The 17792-nt window shown below is 55.5% G+C and carries 17 protein-coding genes; 14 read left to right on the top strand and 3 right to left on the bottom strand.

Annotated elements, in window-relative coordinates; genetic code table 11:
- Positions 1-153 precede the first annotated feature (153 nt).
- The 7 genes from QGH09_08115 (at position 154) to QGH09_08085 (ending at position 8587) form a co-directional block, all read left to right on the top strand.
- Positions 154-1317 carry a GGDEF domain-containing protein gene (locus tag QGH09_08115; GenBank protein ID HJO18147.1) on the top strand — a complete coding sequence of 388 codons (1164 nt, stop codon included), beginning with the start codon at positions 154-156 and terminating at the stop codon, positions 1315-1317.
- Positions 1318-1328: 11 nt separating this feature from the next.
- A complete protein-coding gene (locus QGH09_08110) occupies positions 1329-2339 on the top strand; it encodes a rod shape-determining protein (GenBank protein ID HJO18146.1) in 1011 nt (336 codons plus the stop codon).
- A gap of 32 nt (positions 2340-2371) precedes the next feature.
- The gene (mreC, locus tag QGH09_08105) at positions 2372-3235 is read left to right on the top strand and encodes a rod shape-determining protein MreC (protein ID HJO18145.1); all 864 of its coding nucleotides are present in this window, start codon (positions 2372-2374) and stop codon (positions 3233-3235) included.
- Positions 3232-3750 carry a rod shape-determining protein MreD gene (mreD, locus tag QGH09_08100; GenBank protein ID HJO18144.1) on the top strand — a complete coding sequence of 173 codons (519 nt, stop codon included), beginning with the start codon at positions 3232-3234 and terminating at the stop codon, positions 3748-3750. The genes mreC and mreD overlap by 4 nt, the downstream gene beginning before the upstream one ends.
- 7 nt (positions 3751-3757) lie before the next feature.
- Positions 3758-5686, top strand: coding sequence for a penicillin-binding protein 2 (gene mrdA / locus QGH09_08095; protein ID HJO18143.1), 1929 nt, complete (start codon positions 3758-3760; stop codon positions 5684-5686).
- Complete coding sequence (rodA, locus tag QGH09_08090) at positions 5686-6786, top strand: rod shape-determining protein RodA (protein ID HJO18142.1); 1101 nt, start codon at positions 5686-5688, stop codon at positions 6784-6786. The genes mrdA and rodA overlap by 1 nt, the downstream gene beginning before the upstream one ends.
- Positions 6787-6979: 193 nt before the next feature.
- Complete coding sequence (locus tag QGH09_08085; protein HJO18141.1) at positions 6980-8587, top strand: Rne/Rng family ribonuclease; 1608 nt, start codon at positions 6980-6982, stop codon at positions 8585-8587.
- 40 nt (positions 8588-8627) lie between these two features.
- On the opposite strand, the gene QGH09_08080 is transcribed toward QGH09_08085, so the two are convergent.
- Both QGH09_08080 and QGH09_08075 read right to left on the bottom strand, forming a co-directional pair.
- On the bottom strand, positions 8628-8969 hold the full coding sequence (locus tag QGH09_08080) for an MGMT family protein (GenBank protein ID HJO18140.1): 342 nt from the start codon (positions 8967-8969) through the stop codon (positions 8628-8630).
- On the bottom strand, positions 8966-9421 hold the full coding sequence (locus QGH09_08075; GenBank protein HJO18139.1) for a hypothetical protein: 456 nt from the start codon (positions 9419-9421) through the stop codon (positions 8966-8968). Before QGH09_08075 ends, QGH09_08080 begins: the two co-directional genes overlap by 4 nt.
- 41 nt (positions 9422-9462) lie before the next feature.
- Here QGH09_08075 and QGH09_08070 point away from each other — a divergent pair, with 41 nt between their 5' ends.
- The 7 genes from QGH09_08070 (at position 9463) to QGH09_08040 (ending at position 16292) form a co-directional block, all read left to right on the top strand.
- Positions 9463-10767, top strand: coding sequence for a thymidine phosphorylase (locus QGH09_08070; protein HJO18138.1), 1305 nt, complete (start codon positions 9463-9465; stop codon positions 10765-10767).
- A gap of 9 nt (positions 10768-10776) precedes the next feature.
- Entirely contained in the window at positions 10777-12111 is a 1335-nt protein-coding gene (locus QGH09_08065) for a nucleoside transporter C-terminal domain-containing protein (protein HJO18137.1), read from the top strand.
- Positions 12112-12115: 4 nt separating this feature from the next.
- Positions 12116-12958, top strand: a complete 843-nt coding sequence (locus QGH09_08060) for a purine-nucleoside phosphorylase (GenBank protein HJO18136.1) — start codon at positions 12116-12118, stop codon at positions 12956-12958.
- Between the two features lie 18 nt (positions 12959-12976).
- The gene (gene mtnA / locus QGH09_08055) at positions 12977-14041 is read left to right on the top strand and encodes an S-methyl-5-thioribose-1-phosphate isomerase (GenBank protein HJO18135.1); all 1065 of its coding nucleotides are present in this window, start codon (positions 12977-12979) and stop codon (positions 14039-14041) included.
- A gap of 6 nt (positions 14042-14047) precedes the next feature.
- Positions 14048-15139 carry a tRNA (adenosine(37)-N6)-threonylcarbamoyltransferase complex transferase subunit TsaD gene (tsaD, locus tag QGH09_08050; protein ID HJO18134.1) on the top strand — a complete coding sequence of 364 codons (1092 nt, stop codon included), beginning with the start codon at positions 14048-14050 and terminating at the stop codon, positions 15137-15139.
- A 47-nt stretch (positions 15140-15186) separates the two neighbouring features.
- Complete coding sequence (locus QGH09_08045; GenBank protein ID HJO18133.1) at positions 15187-15636, top strand: NUDIX hydrolase; 450 nt, start codon at positions 15187-15189, stop codon at positions 15634-15636.
- A gap of 86 nt (positions 15637-15722) precedes the next feature.
- Entirely contained in the window at positions 15723-16292 is a 570-nt protein-coding gene (locus QGH09_08040) for an HDIG domain-containing protein (protein ID HJO18132.1), read from the top strand.
- A gap of 34 nt (positions 16293-16326) precedes the next feature.
- Here QGH09_08040 and QGH09_08035 read toward each other — a convergent pair whose 3' ends face one another.
- Positions 16327-17790, bottom strand: a complete 1464-nt coding sequence (locus tag QGH09_08035) for a TrkH family potassium uptake protein (protein HJO18131.1) — start codon at positions 17788-17790, stop codon at positions 16327-16329.
- Between the last annotated feature and the right edge of the window lie 2 nt (positions 17791-17792).

Genomic DNA, 17792 nt, shown 5'->3' with positions numbered 1-17792 from the left:
TGGGCCGATGTGATATATTTATGTTGGATAGAAGGACTTAGGGAGATTGACAGGTCGCTTAGGAGGCGCATCGCGTCGGGTTGTCACCACGCGACTTCGCATGTTGGGACGTTTCGATCGTTTTGGAGCGCCGGGCATCTCTAGGTTCCGCTCTTGCCGATTGAGATTGAGCAGCAACTTGTTTTGGCCGAACCATTTGACCTTTTTGCGAGGCTCAAAGAGAGCCAGTCGGTCTTTCGCCGACATCTGTGGAATTACGAGGTGTGGTCGAAAGTTCATCGGGACCTGAACAAGTCCGTCGACCCGAAAGAAATTGCTGAGTTACTAGTGGAACACGCGAGCCGCTTGCTGCCGGTGCCGTGGTGGGCCGTCGTCGTACCCGATAAATCGTTGGGCGTGAAGATGGTCGCGAGTCTCGGGCCTGATGCTGAACTACAACGTGGGGCGCTACCACTCGGCGAGTGGGTGATTCGTCACGGCCACGACACTGTTTCAGTTGATTTGTCAAAGGACAAACGGATTTCTGAGGGTCCAGCAGTTGCGGCGTTTGGGTTACCAATGGTGAGTAGTTGTCAAACGATTGGTGCTTTGGTTGGTCTGGACCGCCAGCCGACCGATCGCTCGTCGCAGCTCGGGAAACCACTACTTGATGGCTTCGGTGCACTTGTCGAGCCAGCTGCGGTCGCGTTGGATCACGCGGTTAAGCTGAAGCGGGCCGAATCGCTGTTGGTCACCGATGACCTGACTCAGCTCTACAACTCAAGTTTTCTCTCGTCAGTGCTCCACCGTGAAGTCAGGCGGACCTCACGAACCGGTAATTCACTGTCGTTACTGTTCATTGACTTGGACAATTTCGATACGGTTAACGACAGCCACGGTCACCTTTGCGGAAGTCGCGCCTTGGTAGAAGCGGCACAGGTGATTCAGAGAAGTACGCGCGAGACTGATATCGTGGCTCGGTTTGGCGGTGACGAATTCGTTGTTGTCTTACCGGACACCGGAAATGAGGGCGCCAGGGTGGTTGCTGAGCGCGTTCGAGAAAACCTAGCGAAGCACCGATTTCTTACTACCGCTGGCTTCGAGGTCAGGTTGACAGCATCGATTGGCTCAGCTGCGTTACCGGAAGCGGCTTCGACGGCTGATGAACTGCTGCGAGTTGCTGACTGTGCAATGTACGGAGCGAAGGCACAGGGTAAGAACGGTATTCTTGTGGCCGGGAAGGCTAGTGGTCTAGGCCAGCGACCACCTGGACGGCTTCGTATGAACCGGCCTTCGAATGGCCAATCACGAACCGTTTCGAAGGGGGCTAATTGCTGAACTTCCGTTCGATGTTATCGCTGTTCTCGAATGACCTGGCCATTGATTTGGGCACCGCTAACACGTGCGTCTTTGCGCGGGCGAAGGGCATTGTCGTGGACGAGCCCTCGATTGTAGCGATCAATAAGGCATCAGGACGAATCGAGGCCGTTGGTAAGGATGCCAAGGAGATGCTCGGACGAACGCCTGGCAATATCGTCGCGATCAAGCCGATGAAGGACGGTGTTATCGCCGATTTTGAAATCACCGAAAAGATGCTCAACCACTTCATTAAGAAAGCGCACAACCGGACTGTGTGGGTCCGTCCACGCATTGTCATTGGTGTGCCGTCAGAGATTACACAAGTCGAAAAGCGGGCGGTTAAGGATAGTGCCAAACGTGCGAAAGCGAGTGAAGTGTATTTGGTGGAAGAGGCGATGGCAGCAGCGATTGGTGCTGGCATGCCGATCACTGAGCCATCTGGAAATATGATCGTTGATATTGGTGGTGGCACGACTGACATTGCGGTTATTTCCATGGCCGGCATCGTCTACAGCAAAGCTGTGAAGGTGGCTGGTAATGCGATGGATGAGTCGATCATCCAGTACATTAAACAGAAGTATAAGTTGCTTATTGGCGAGCGCACGGCTGAGGCTATCAAGATGACTGTGGGTTCGGCATTTCCACTGGACGACCCACTCACGATAGAGATCAAGGGGCGCCATCTTATTGAGGGAATTCCGAAGACGCTCACCATCAACGACGAAGAAATTCGCGAGGCGCTTGCCGACCCAGTTAATAAGATTGTCGAGGCCGTGCGTGCCGCACTCGAACGTACGCCACCGGAGCTATCGGCCGACATTGTCGACCGTGGCATCTTGCTGACCGGTGGCGGGTCGATGCTCAATAATCTGGACAAGCGGTTGAGGGAAGAGACTGGCTTGCCGCTCTCGATGGCGGAAGACCCGTTGGGGTCCGTCGTCCAGGGTGCTGGCAAAATGCTCAATGACTTTGACCTGCTACGGAAGATCTCGATCGACTAGTCAGCGCCGATCCTGAGCTTTCGCCTGAGGCTGTGTTTGACATCCGCCGACGCACCGGTTTCATCTTGCTGTCCGTCCTGACGGCTCAGATCATTCTCATTTCGGCCCAGGTCCGATCCGATTCGGGTGTGCCAGTGCTCGAATCGGTTACGTTCGGGTTCTTTTCTGGGATCCAACGCATAACTTTTGGGTTTGTAGATGGAGTAGTGAACACTTGGGCGCGCTACTCGTCGCTTCAAAACGTTGCTGACGAGAACACTCTACTTAGGCGACAGCTTGCAGCTATGCAGGTCCAACTTCAAAACGCGCGTGCACAAGCACAGCGTAGTGAGAGTCTTCGAGAGCTTTTGAATTTTCGAGAAGATGTGCCGTGGTCGACGGTGGCCGCTGAGGTAGTCGCGGTCGATGCCACGCCTTGGTTTCGTACCGTAACGATCGCTCGCGGTACTAGGGATGGCTTGCAGACCGACCTTGCCGTGCTGGCACCAACAGGCGTTGTTGGCCGCGTAGTTGGTCCTCTGAGTGCGAACAATGCAAAGGTGCAACTCTTGGTCGACCGAAATGCGGCGATCGGAGCCATGCTCGAGCGTTCTCGTTCTGCAGGTATTGTGACCGGACACGTCGGCGACCTACCCCTACGTTTTGACTACATCTCCAACCTGGCTGATGTTCAGGTGGGCGATCGGGTGGTGACGTCGGGTAGCGAAGGGATATATCCGAAAGGGTATCTTATTGGAGTCGTTGAGTCGGTCCAGCTGGGCCGCGGGCTCTACCAGGACAGCGGCCTCTATCAGGACATTGGGGTGCGGCCAGTGGTTGATTTTGGTGCCTTGGAAGATGTGCTGGTCATTACGGAACGACGACCCATTGATCTGCCAAGTGGTGGAACGCGATGAAAGTGTCTAAGGTAGCTTTCATTGTTGTTTTTGCGCTCGTGCTCCAGACCACGCTCATACCGTATCTGGTGGGTGATGGGGTACAACTCGACCTGGTGTTGGTCGCTATTGTTTACCTAGCCATGACGACTTCGCCAGTGACGGCACTCCTCAGTGGTGCGGTCGGTGGTGTTATCCAAGATGCACTTTCAGGCGGCATCATTGGGGTCAGTGGTCTTGCGAAAACGATTGTTGGATTTTCGGTGGCCTTGATTGGAACACAGATCATCGTCGTGCGCTCGCTTCCACGCTTTGTGATTTTTTTTGGAGCGACGCTATTACACGCGTCGGTGTTTCTCGGGCTATATTCGATGTTGGTGTTACGTATCCCAAATTCGTCGGTTGGTGGCGTGTTTGGAGAGGCGTTTGGAAATGGCTTAGTTGGAGCGGTATTGTTTGAACTCCTTCGAGCTCTGCCTCGCCTTCGCTGGCGGGGCATGAGCGGCGGCCGCGTCAAGCCTCGGCTGGAGTGGTGAGCTAGTTATGATCAGTGATGACCGTCGTAGTGTGGACGCGCGCCTCGCCTTCCTGCAGGGCGGAGCTGTAGCCGTTCTAGTGACGCTGGCGATCGGTTTCTGGTTTCTCCAGATTGCGCAGGGCAGCAGATTCCGCGAGTTGGCAGACAACAATCACCAACGGACGTTAACGCTTCGTGCTGCGAGAGGCCTACTCTTTGACCGGGACGGCCAAATCCTTGTTGAGAATCGTTACTCTTTCGATATTTCGCTGGTGCGGGAACAAATCGGTGACCTCACCCGGTCGATTGAATTACTCAGTGCAATTAGCGGTGTGGACGAGCCATCACTCTGGCAGACCATCGAAGAGCACGACGATGAACCAGAATTCCGACCGATTGTGATGATCCGGGAAGCGACGGCGGAACAGGTCGCGGCAGTGTTGGCCCGGCGGATCGAGTTGCCTGGCATCGTCGTTGAAGAAGTGCCAACACGCCACTATCGGACCGGCAAGCTGGCGGCGCACCTATTTGGCTATGTTGGTGAAATCACAGAAGCGCAGATCTCTGAAGATAAGTTCCGCGGCACGGCCAGTGGCGCGATTGTCGGCCAGACTGGGATTGAGCAGTCCTATAACCGAGAGTTGATGGGCACTGATGGTACGCGCCGTGTTGTAGTCAACAGCATTGGTCGCGAACTCAATACCATTGAGGAGGTCAACCCGGTTGAAGGCCGACGGCTTCAATTGACGATTGACTACGATTTGCAGGTTGCGACGGAAGAAGCATTTAGAGCCCATGGATTCAATGGAGCCGCAGTCATTCTAGAGCCAAATACCGGTGAGATACTCGCGATGGCGAGCGTGCCAAGCTACGACCCGAACGATTTCTCGCTAGGTATCGACCAGGCTACATGGCAACGGTTGAACGACGACCCTCAGAAGCCCCTCCATAACCGCACCTTGCAGGGACGGTATGCACCAGGCTCGATTTTCAAGCTCGTGGTTGCCGTAGCTGCGCTCGAGGAAGGAATTGTGGAGTCTGATTTTTCGGTACAGTGTAACGGTGCTAAAAGATTTTATGATCGCTCCTATCACTGTCATCTCCGTGGTGGCCATGGCCGGCTCATGATGGAGGCGGCCCTCGAGCGGTCCTGTAACGTCTACTTCTACACCCTTGGCAGCAAACTGGACATTGACGTCCTGAATACTTGGGCCCGTCGTCTCGGGCTGGGCGATTTGACGGGCATTGACCTACCGTATGAAATGGCGGGCATTGTGCCGTCCAGGCAGTGGAAAATGAAGACCATGGGTGAGGACTGGTATCCGGGTGAAACGATCTCGGTGTCGATTGGTCAAGGTGCGGTATCGGTCACACCGCTGTCCCAGGCGGTGCTGATCTCGACGATTGCCAACGGTGGTGTTCGGCCCACTCCTCATGTAATTAAGGCGATCGATGACGGCGAGGGATGGAAACCGACGCAGCCGCGGCCGGGTGAGGTGGTTGAGTTACAGCCTGAGACCATCGAGACGCTCCATCGTGGGCTGTGGCGTGTCGTGAACGCGCGAGGTACTGGCGGACGTGCGCGAATCGACGGTTTCAACGTGGCCGGTAAGACGGGCACGGCACAGGTGGTCTCACTGGCGGGCCGAGAACAGGCGGAGGAAACTTCCGATATGGATTTTCGCGATCACGGGTGGTTTACGTTCTTTGCACCGAGTGAGGGGCAGCCTGAGATTGCCGGTGTTGTGCTCGCCGAGCACTCCGAGCACGGTTACCTCGCGGCACCGATTGCACGTCATGTGATGCAGACCTATCTGGCGAAGAAGACTGGTGAGCCGTTGCCGGACTTACCACAGGCATCGCCGGTGTCGACGGGAACCACAATTGAGACAGTACAGCCCGCACCACCCGACCACTTGACAGTACCTGAGCAAACGCAAGGTGAGCTCAACTAATGTTGGATGGTCGCCTATATCGCCACGTCGACTGGCCTCTAATTGCTGCGATTCTGGTGCTGTGTGCAATTGGTGTGGCTATGATTTACAGTGCCACTTTTGAGCCAACGGTGGATGCCGTTGGCTCTCAGTTTGGGATGCAGTTCTATGCCTTACTGCTAGGTGGGGTTGTCTTTGCTATCTGCTTAGGCGTTGATTACCGTGTAGTTGCAGATTACGCACTCTTTATTTACGGTGGAGTGGTTGCAGCGTTGGTGCTCGTGCTCCTGGTTGGCGAAATCTCCGGAGGCTCGCAGCGCTGGCTCCGCCTAGGTGCGTTGAATGTACAACCATCAGAGTTTGCGAAGTTAGGGTTGGCGGTCTTACTCGCCAACTATTTCAGTGAAACACGGCGCGGTTCGGTCGAAATTCCCGACATCTTGATGGTCGGTATTTTTACAGCAGTCCCTTTCGTGTTGATTGCAAAACAGCCTGATTTAGGAACCTCGGTGGGGTTATTGGCTGTTGCCCTCGGTGTTACGTATCTCGCTGGTCTCCGCATGCGGTGGCTGGCTATCTTGGCCACCCTGGCGCTGCTCTTGGCACCAGTTGCGTGGAACTACTGGTTGGAGCCCTACCAACAAGAGCGACTTGTCACGTTTTTAGATCCGGCACGTGATGCACATGGTGCCGGATACCAGCAGATTCAGGCACAGATCACGGCCGGGTCAGGTGGCCTTGCCGGGAAAGGATTTCTACAGGGTACACAGGGGCAGTTTAACTTCCTGCCTGTTGCACACAACGATTTTATATTTTCAGTACTAGCTGAAGAACAGGGGTTTCTCGGCGTCATTGTGGTGCTCGGACTCTATCTGTTCGTGATCGTGCGGAGCCTCGCTGCTGCACGACTCGCGAAGGACCGTCTGGGGGCTTACCTTGTCGTCGGGGTGATGTCGAGCTTTGCGTTTCAAGTCGTCTACAACGTGACCATGTCAGCCGGGTTAGCGCCCGTGAAAGGTTTAACGCTACCGCTAATGAGTTATGGCGGGTCATCGCTGATTGCTACCCTGGCTGGATTTGGTCTCATCGTGAACGTCAGGATGCGCAGGTTCATTAATTGATAATGCTTTTGGCGTCGGATTTGGATCGAACGAAAAGATCGGGAACGCCGGCGCATGGGACGAGGGGATAAAGTGTATATCTGGGAGTTGCTAGGCGACTCGCACGGTAATCGGGCAGTGGTTACTCACCAATTACAGTGCACGAATGTACACCTGAAAACACGCCCCGTTGGTCCCAAATGGAGTTTAGTACATGAGCAAGGAGATGATCATCTCCTCGAACAGCCACGAAACCGCTGTGGCTATTCTCGAGGACGACCTCGTGACCGAGGTCTTTATCGAACGGGAACGAAACCGAGGGACCGTCGGTAACATCTACAAGGGCCGGGTTTCGAAGGTGCTACCCGGCATGCAATCGGCATTCGTTAACGTCGGACTGGAGCGCGATGCGTTCCTCTATGTGTCGGAAGTGCACGACACATTGGAGGAGCTCGAGCGCTTTGACACCAGTGATGATGGTGATGAAAAAGCCGAGGACAGTGACCCTATCGATTCCGGCGGTGAGACTGATGGTGACGTGGATGGGAACGTTGAACCGGTAGCAACGGAGGCTGGCCACAATGCCGACCGTAATCGGGATTCCGCAGCAAAAATAGAGGATTTGCTAGAGCAGGGCCAGGAAGTGTTGGTTCAGGTAGTTAAGGAGCCACTAGGCACAAAGGGGGCGCGCATCACGTCCCACGTCAGCATGCCTGGTCGTTTCTTGGTCTTCCTGCCTACGGTCGACCACATTGGTATTTCGCGAAAGATTGCGTCTCGAGAAGAGCGGTCGCGCTTGCGCCGGATTGTTCGGGAGTTCAAAAGCGAGCACAACTTTTCGGGTGGGGTCATCGTCCGGACCGCGGCCGGTGGTCGTTCCGAGGAGGACATCCTTGGTGACTTGTCCTACTTTCATCAAGTGTGGACCGGCATCCGACAGCGGACCGAGTCCAATCCTCCGCCGACCGTTGTCTATCAGGAAGAGAGTCTTGTTGCGAAACTCGTCCGTGATTTTCTGACGGCTGACTATAGTGCTATTCGGATCGATAACGCTGAGGAGTATGGTCGTGTTGTTAAGTTGGTTGAGCGAATCATGCCAGATCTGGCATCTCGGGTGCGCCGATACACAAAGTCGTTTCCGATCTTCGACGAGTATGGCATTCAGCACGAAATTGATAAGGCGCTCCGACCAAAGGTCTGGTTGAAATCCGGGGGCTACATCGTTATCAACCACACTGAAGCACTTGTGGCGATTGACGTTAACACTGGACGCTATGTTGGTAAGCGGACCGGTCGGCTCGAAGACACCATCCTCAAGACGAACCTTGAGGCTGTTAAGGAAATTGCGCACCAGTTCCGGCTCCGAGACCTAGGCGGCATTATTGTGCTTGACCTGATTGACATGGAAGAACGGAAAAACCGTCAGAAAGTCTTTCATGCTATGGAGCAGGAGCTTCGACGTGATCGGTCACCATCGAAGGCAATACAGGTAGCAGATGTAGGTCTGATTATTGTGACCCGTAAGCGGGTTAAGCAGACACTGGAACGCCAGCTGACCGAACCGTGTCCTTACTGTTCTGGGAGTGGAACGATTAAGTCCATGTCGACTATTTGCTACGAAATTCTAGCCGAGATGCAGAAAATCCGAGGTGATCTTAATGGCCACGGGATTGTGCTGAGAGTGAATCCAGATATTGCACAGGTGCTTGAGAAAGAGGAACGCGGGGTATTACGTGATTTACGCGCCACACTCGGTCGCGATCTAACGCTGAAGCCTGATGCTAGGCTGCATCACGAGCAGTTTGACGTGATGGCCATGTGAGGCTGTCGCCTTTGGTGTTACGAGGAGTGTGACCAGCAGGCTAGGTTGCAGAGCCAGTGTGGCGCCACCGAACCTTGGTGAAGTTCTTGATTGCAGTTCGGCGGACTTGGATTCCCTCGGCTCGGAGGAGTTGGCGTTTAAGTGTCGGATTGCCGCCATAGCCGCCTAGGCGTCCTTTGGCTGCCACAACTCGGTGACAGGGTACGTCGACGAGGTAACAATTTCGCATGATGTTACCGACAGCACGGTAGGCGTTTGGGTGGCCCGCTATGGCTGCAATATCTCCATAAGTGGCAATATGTCCCACAGGAATCCTTCGAACCGCGTTTAGGACGTTCTCGGTGAAGGATGACGTTGGGTCTGAACAGTTCGAACGAGTCATGAACGTTTGAGGACTGGTAAATAGCAAAGAGCTCCGATTGCTATGTTATACACGGCGCAGCCAATTAGGTACCACTGCGGAACAATACCGACTGATAGCGCCCCTGGACGGTGCAGGATGTCAACAACTGCGTGAGCAACGAAAGCGATGGCCAAAATAATCAGGGCTTCGCGTGGGTCTCGAGTTGGTGCGCTAGCGGCTACGACGAAAAAACCCAATGCGAGCGCAATATCGAGTCCTCCTCCTGCAGTGGCATTTGCTAACCCAGCGAATCCAATATAGGCGCCGGCAACGAAAGCTAAGAGTAGCGCCCCGATTTGGGCGAGGCGCAATTCGGCTATAAGTCTGTTGGGTGCATTGGTGTCGAGTTGTAGGGTCCGTAACGAGAGCCACACGAAACCGGCACCCGAAGCCACGGCGGTCACGAGAAGAGCTTGGAGCACGTCACTCACGGCGATGGCTTATTATCCTCTATACTCGGGAACCCTGCAGTATGAGTGTGGTCGATTTAATCCGTAAGAAACGTGACGGTAAAGCGCTCAAACCGAGTGAGATTCGGTTTTTGGTGCGTGGGGCCACCACCGGTGAAATTCCAACTTATCAGCTATCTGCGTGGTTGATGGCGGTTCTACTTCGAGGCATGTCCTCTGACGAGACTGACACGCTAACGCAGGCGATGACCGATTCTGGATCCCGCCTCGATCTGTCGACAATCACCGCACCAAGAGTTGATAAACACAGCACAGGTGGTGTAGGCGACAAGACCTCACCAGTCCTAGCCCCACTGGCGGCGGTATGTGGCGTGGTTGTACCGATGATGTCTGGTCGTGGGCTTGGACATACTGGCGGTACTCTCGACAAGCTTGAGTCAATTCCCGGTTTTAAGACTGACTTGGCTCCTGAAGAAACCCTTCGGATTCTTGACACAGTCGGCTGTTGTCTCATCGGTCAAACGAAGATGTTAGCCCCGGCTGACCGTGTGTTGTACGCGCTCCGTGATGTGACGGCAACAGTCGAGAGTATTCCACTCATCGCGGCATCAATCATGAGTAAGAAGCTTGCCGTCGATCTCGACGGCCTCGTACTTGATGTCACGGTCGGACTTGGTGCGTTTATGAAGAATGTTTCGGAGGCGCGTGAGTTGGCCAATCGGCTGGTTGCCATCGGTGAAGCATCGGGACTCAGGATGCGGGCGGTTCTTACAGCAATGGACACGCCGCGTGGCCGAGCGGTCGGCAATGCGCTGGAGATTGCTGAGTGTATTGCGACGCTTCGCGGGGAGGGGCCGAAGGACCTTGAAGCCGTGTCAGTCGAGTTGGCGGCTCGGATGGTAGAAGCCGCGGGTCTTGAAACTACGCTAGAGGCCTCGCGTGGGCGAGTGCGGTCTGCTCTCAAGGGTGGCGATGGATTGGAGAAGCTGCGTGAGATCGTCGAGGCGCAGGGTGGCGATCCCCGAGTTATTGATAACCCCAGACGGTTGCCGACGGCTCCGTCTGTGGAGCCGGTGACCGCGACACGGCCGGGATATCTAACCGCGGTGGATGCTGAGCTGATTGGGCGCGCCACGAAGGTGCTTGGAGCAGGGCGTGACCAGTTGGACCAAACGATCGATCATGCTGTCGGTGCGGTCATGAAGGTGACGTTAGGGGAGTCCGTGCGTGTCGGTGACCCCGTGGTCGACCTACACCATCGGAACGCGTATGGTCTTGACGAAGCACGTCAGCTAATTTCACAAGCGGTGCGCATCGATGATGTGCCACCCGCGACGGCCACACTTATTCTTGATACCGTAGCCTGAAGATAGACTATGAAGATGTTGAGCAATCCCGACCAGCGCTACCGATTGCGCTTCGTGGCCATTGCGCTCGGCTTGATGGCCGTAGCCTACTTGCTAAGGGACCTTGCAGACCCACGTGTAAGGGCCGTATTGGGTGTAGCAGTGTTCATTAGTGTGACCGCCGCCTGCTCGGCAGACATTCGGCACATTCGCTGGCGTACAGTGGCCTGGGGACTATCGCTTCAGGTGCTGTTGGCATTCGTCATTCTCAAGCTCGTGATCGGCGGTGTCAGGCCAGGGTATGAGCTATTTACGGCGATCGCCCGCGTCGCCGAACGTTTCATGAAGTTTACTGATGCCGGGTCCAGGTTCATCTTTGGTGAGCTGGCAAACCCGGAGGTTGTCTCACAGCTGTTTCCTGGAGGGTTTGTCTTCGCGTTCACTGCATTACCGATCATTATTTTTATCTCGTCGTTCTTTAGCGTGCTCTATCACTTTGGCATCCTGCAATTCTTCGTCAAGCAAACGGCACGAATCGTCGTCTATCTGTTGAATACCAGCGGTGCGGAAACGCTTTCGGCGGTAGCGAATGTATTCATGGGGCAGACTGAGGCGCCGATCATCGTCCGTCCGTATGTCTCTCAAATGACACGGTCTGAACTGTTGACACTCATGGTTGGTGGAATGGCAACGATTTCAGGCGCTGTAATGGCCATCTACATAAACTTGGGTGCTGATGCGGTGGCCATGTTGACGACCAGCGTCATGGCAGCGCCGTGTGGTCTTTATCTTTCGAAGATCCTCATGCCTGAGTCCGAGGTGCCTAAGACGCGCGGCGCGGTGACAGTGGACGTTAAGCGCCAGTATGCCAACGTAATCGACGCGGCGGCCGGCGGAGCAAGTCAAGGAATGACGCTAGCAATCAACGTGGCGGCGATGTTAATTGCGTTTCTGGCATTTATCGCTCTAATCGACTACGTCCTTGCGCTCCTACACCCAGCTTTGTCACTGGCAAGCCTGTTCTCGGTTGTGTTCGCTCCCGCCGCGTTCTTGCTTGGTGTAGCGTCAGCCGATGTCGGGGCAGTTGCCGATCTCTTAGGCACTAAGATTGTTGCCACTGAGTTTGTGGCCTACGTCAAACTAACGACCGAGTATCAGGGCCTCATTGAACCTCGATCATTCGTGTTGGCCACCTACGCTCTAACCGGCTTTGCAAACTTTGGCTCGGTCGGCATATTACTCGGGGGACTCGGCGGTATGGCACCAGAGCGCCGCGGTGATCTGGCCCGCCTTGGTACACGTGCCCTGTTCGGGGGTTTCGTGGCAACACTCATCAACGCGTCAATTGCCTCGCTCCTTATTTGATGACATGGCGAAAGACCCAATTACGAATAGCGTGAACGAGTTCGAAAAGGTCGAGCAGGCTGCGGCATTTCTAGGACAACGAATAGCTATCCCTGAGGTAGCGGTGGTGCTCGGGTCTGGCCTGGGTCAGTTTTCAGAGGCCATCGTCGACCGCATCGTCATACCTTACGCTGAAATACCACACTGGCCGTCTGACCCGCTCATCGGGCATGGACGCATACTGACTGCTGGAACGGTGGCTGGCCGACCAGTCGTTGTGTTAGAAGGCCGGGCGCATAGGTATCAGGGATACACACGATCCCAAATCGCGTTCGCTCCTAGGGTTTTGGCTCGAATTGGTGTGCCGACCTTAGTGCTCACCAACGCTGCTGGTGGGATTAATACCGCGTTCACTCCTGGCAGCGTCATGATTATTGACGATCACATCAATCTGCTTGGGGATAATCCCCTGATTGGACCTCATGATGAGCGATTTGGCCCCCGCTTTCCCGACATGACGCAGGTCTACGCACGCCGGCTGCGGGCGGTGGTCGATCAAATAGGAACGGAAGTCTCGCTTCGCTTGGTTCACGGAGTCTACGTTGCTGTCCATGGGCCGAGTTTCGAGACACCAGCTGAGATTAAATTTCTCCGCACGATCGGGGCCGACGCTGTGGGCATGTCGACGGTTCCTGAAGCGATTGTGGCGAGGCAAATGGGACTCGAGGTGCTCGGACTGGCGTGTATTACGAATATGGCTGCGGGTGTGTTGCCAGAACCGCTACATCAGGACGATGTACTTCAGGCGGCCGAACAAATCGCAGAACCCTTTGGGAAACTCCTGGCAAGACTCATTCGGCATCTGTGACCGGGACATCATTTTTCCATGTTGCCAACTATCGAATGGCGTGACGACGCGGTCGTCATGATCGATCAACGCAAACTGCCAGAGCAGGAGCGCTATGTCGAGTGTCGGACCGCGCCCGAGGTTGCGCGAGCTATCAAAACGATGGTTATCCGAGGGGCACCGGCGATCGGCGTGGCAGCTGCTATGGGTCTGGCCATGAGCGTAGCTCGGAGCAAGGCCAAGGGGACGACTCGGCTTGCGGGTGAGTTCTACAAGCTTTGTGACCTGATGGCTGGCACCCGGCCGACGGCCATTAATCTGTCGTGGGCGGTTAATCGCATGAAGCAGGTGTTCTCAGAAGGCATTTTGGCTGGTCACTCAGTGGAGGAGGTGGCCGCGCAGTTGCGAGATGAAGCGCAGGCTATTCATGACGAAGATGTTGCGAGTTGTCGGGCCATGGGAGCCCACGGCGCGACTGTCCTGCCGGACGGTGCGCGGGTACTGACTCACTGCAATGCCGGCTCGCTTGCCACGGCTGGCTATGGCACGGCGCTTGGGGTTATCCGAGCCGCCACCGAACAGGGCAAGCGTATTTCTGTGGTCGCCAACGAAACCCGGCCGTTCTTGCAGGGAGCCCGGCTGACAGCTTGGGAACTCCTTCGGGACGGCATCGATACAACAGTGGTGATTGACAGCATGGCTGGTCCACTTATGCGCGATGGTCAGGTTGATTTAGTAATTGTTGGCGCTGACCGGATTGCTGCAAACGGTGATGTCGCAAACAAAATCGGCACCTATAGTGTTGCGGTACTGGCACGGTCGCATGGTTTGCCATTCTATGTAGCTGCGCCGACTTCAACTATCGACCTCACGATGTCTGAGGGAGGACAGATTCCACTTGAGGAGCGGAACGCACGCGAGGTCACTCATTTTGGCAGGTCTCGATTAGCCCCGGAGGGTGCACACATTAGAAATCTGAGCTTCGACATAACACCACATCAATACGTGTCCGCAGTGATCACTGAGCGAGGTGTCTGTCGGCCAGCATATTCCGATAGTCTTCGAGGCGTCGTTGAAGATGTGCCTTCCAAGGGGGCACTGTAGCGCACCATGCGAATTCTAGGGATAGAGACCTCGTGTGACGAAACGGCGGCGGCGGTTGTCTACGACACCGGGAACGCCGAGCACCCTTGGGCGATCGGGTCATCGGTCATCGCGTCACAGGTGGAGATTCACCGGGAGTGGGGTGGTGTTGTCCCAGAGCTCGCCTCACGTCAGCACGTACGGGATATTTGCGGAGTTGTAGAGCGGGCAGTCGATGATGCTGGAACTGCGTGGCGTGACCTTGACGCGGTCGCGGTTACTCAGGGACCTGGTCTTGTTGGTTCGCTTCTCGTCGGCGTTGCTTTCGCCAAGTCGCTGGCGTTGACGCTCGATGTTCCGCTGGTGCCAGTGCATCACTTGGCAGGGCATATTGAATCGTTATTTCTACACCACGGTTCGTTACCGCTACCCGCCATCGTACTAGTCGTGTCGGGCGGGCACACCTGTCTTTATCTTGTTTCGAGTCCTGGCGTCTACCGCCTGCTTGGCCGGACGCGTGACGATGCTGCTGGTGAGGCGTTCGACAAGGTGGCGAAAATGTTGGGGTTGACCTATCCGGGCGGCCCAGTCATTGACCGTCTAGCGCGCGAGGGCAACGCTCAGGCGCTCGATTTTCCTGTGGCGCGGATGACCCATGTCGATCGGAATCATCCGCCAACGGTCGGGGACTGGGTGCCTAGCCTTCGAGGGCCAGGGGCGACCGACTTCAGCTTCAGCGGCGTCAAGACTGCCGTGAAGCGGCATCTGTCGTCTCGGTTAGCGACCCTTGGAAGTGACAGGCTGCCAAAAGAAGAGATTTCGGATATCTGTGCTTCTTTTCAACGGGCGGTTGTCAATGCGTTGCTCGACCGAACTTTCGACACCGCCCAGCGGTTCAATGCCAAGGCGGTGGGGGTTGCCGGTGGCGTGTCAGCAAACAGCCTGCTCCGAGATGAGACAGTGACGCGAGGCAAGGCCAAGGGCTTACCTGTATTCTTACCGACGCAGGCTCTCTCAACGGACAATGCGGCGATGATTGCCGCCGCCGGTCTGCGTCAGTTTGTTCGCGGCGTGGTCGCAGCTCCGGACCTAAATGCCGATGCTTCGTTGCCGCTCTAATCACTCTAGTCGAACAGGTCGCTCGGCTCGAATCGATGTGATGAACCATGGTTGATGCTAGAAAATATCCGAAACGTCCGATTGTTGGTGTTGGGGCTGCCGTGTTTGATGGGGTCTCAGTGGTGTTGATCAAACGTCGGTTCGAACCGCTCCTGGGACGGTGGAGTCTTCCCGGTGGCGGGCTCGAGGTTGGAGAGACGTTGGAAGCTGGGGTTGCCCGTGAAATTGAGGAAGAAACCGGGCTGACGGTGGCAGTGGGACCGGTTGTCGAGGTATTTGATCGGATCTTGTTGGATGATACCGGTCGTGTTGAGTACCACTTTGTGCTCGTGGACTTTCTGTGTCGTGCGACGGGCGGGACGCTTACACCAGGGTCGGATGTTACGGATGCTGTTCTTGCTAATCCAGAGACGCTCCATGCCTACGGTCTCACCAAGAAGGCGGAGGAAGTCATTGCTCAGGCGGTCGTGATGTGTCGTACATGGCAGGACGGCTAACGGCCTGAGACTCCTAAGATTCATGTGAGGTAGGGAGAGACCCGACGTTAATCCGTGGTCCTTATCCGTGCATTAGAATGATGATGATGGAATTGAATCGGGACGCTGCTTGGGAATTATTGGCCGAGTACACTCAAAGCGAGAATTTGCGCAACCATGGCTTAGCGGTTGAAGCTGCCTTACGCGGCTATGCCCGTAAGTTTGATGAGGACGAGGTGTTATGGGGCACCGTGGGTCTGTTACACGACTTTGACTATGAACGATGGCCTAGCCTAGATGACCATCCCTTTCGTGGGGCCGAGATCCTGCGTAAGCAGGGCTATCCGGAGGTTGTGATCAGGGCAATCTTGTCGCATGCTGACTACACAGGTGTCCCTCGGGAGTCGAAGCTTGAGCACACGCTGTTTGCATGTGACGAGATGTCGGGGTTCGTGACTGCCGCTTCGCTCGTGCGACCTTCTAAGAGTGTGCTTGACTTGGCGGCTAAGTCAGTCAAGAAGCGAATGAAAGACAAGGCGTTTGCTCGTGGAGTTAGTCGCGATGACCTTAGACTCGGTGCGGAAGAGATTGGTCTGCCGCTCGACGATCACATCACGAATGTTATTACGTTCATGCGCGAAGAAGCAGACGCCGTAGGCCTCCGTGGTTCCCTGTAGTGTGAGTCCTGGCGGTGTTCTAGCGCGGTGACAGTTAGTCACCACGTAGGGTGAGCGACCGCCAGGCTTCTGGTCGAAGCAATGCCAGCACAGTTAGCACCTCGAGGCGACCAACCAACATAGCTGCGGTGAGCACGACTTTACTCACCGTATGTAATCCAGCGTAGTTCGCCATTGGACCCACTTGGCTAAAGCCAGGACCGATGTTTCCGAGTGTGCCTGTGGTCGCGGTGACGCCGGTCAATATATCCGCACCGAGTGCGACCACCACGCCGACACAGACGGCGAAAAGTAGAAGATAAAACAGAAAGAAAACTAGGACAGCGCGCATCACGTCCTCAGGTACCACCTTGCCACCGAGTTTGACCGGTAGCAGGGCACGAGGGTGCAACGTTCTCTTGAGTTCGAGCAAGGTATAGCGCGCGATCAATATCTGTCGCCATATTTTTGGGCCACCTGCTGCAGAGCCAGCACAGCCGCCGATGAACATTAGTACCAGTAAAACCATGCGTGATTGTTCAGTCCATAACGCAAAATCTGCACTGGCGTATCCGGTAGTCGTAAGAATCGATAGGCTCTGGAACAGTCCGGACCGGACGGCCGTGGCTGTGGCCATGTCAGTTTGCAAGAGGAAAATCGTGAGCGCGATAGTCGCGATAGCGACGATCCCGGTGTAGACTCGAAACTCGTCGTCAGCGATGGAGGCTTTCAGCTGTCCCCGCAACAATGCTTGGTACTGCAGTACGAAGTTCGTGCCCGCTAGAAACATAAACCCGCAGATAATCCATTCGACCGCCGCACTGTTGTAGCCCATGATTGACTCGGGGTTCGGCGAAAAGCCTCCCGCCGCGATTGTCGTCATGGCGTGGCAGATCGCATCATAGGCAGACAGGCCTGCAAGCATCAGTGCAACGAACTCAGCTAATGTCAGGCCGACGTAGAGGCGCCAGAGCATGGCAGCCGTCTCGCGGACATGCGGTTTGAGGCCACCGCTACCCGGAGTGGTGGTTGTTTCGGTGAAGAATAGCTGGCGTCCACCGATTGCGAGTCTTGGGAGGACTGCGATGAACAGTGTGATGATACCCAGGCCACCGAGCCATTGAGACATTGACCGCCAGAACATCAGGCCACGACCGAAGGAGTCGAAATCCGTGAGAGTGGTTGCACCGGTTGCGGTTATGCCGGACATCGACTCGAACATCGCATCCGCTGCAGTCATTCCGTTCATTGTGTAGGGCACTGCACCGATCATGGCGACGAGCAGGTAAGTCACAACCACGACTGCGAGGGCCTCGACGCGTTTGAGTGTCCACTCGTGGTGACGTATCTGGCGCCGCATCACCTCGCCTAACACGACGGCTACTACGCCCATGGCCAAGAAGGTGATGGCATCCATCGATTCTCTTGAATAGAGCGCAATCAGGAGAGGCGCTACGAAGGCCGCTCCTAAGAACCTGAGGATAGTGCCCGTTAGGTGAAAAACGATGGCGAGTCGCATCG

Source organism: Vicinamibacterales bacterium, assembly GCA_036012125.1.
GTDB lineage: Bacteria > Acidobacteriota > Vicinamibacteria > Vicinamibacterales > UBA823 > UBA11600.
The sequence above is the reverse complement of the archived record's forward strand: the minus strand, read 5'-3'. Positions and strand labels throughout refer to the sequence as shown.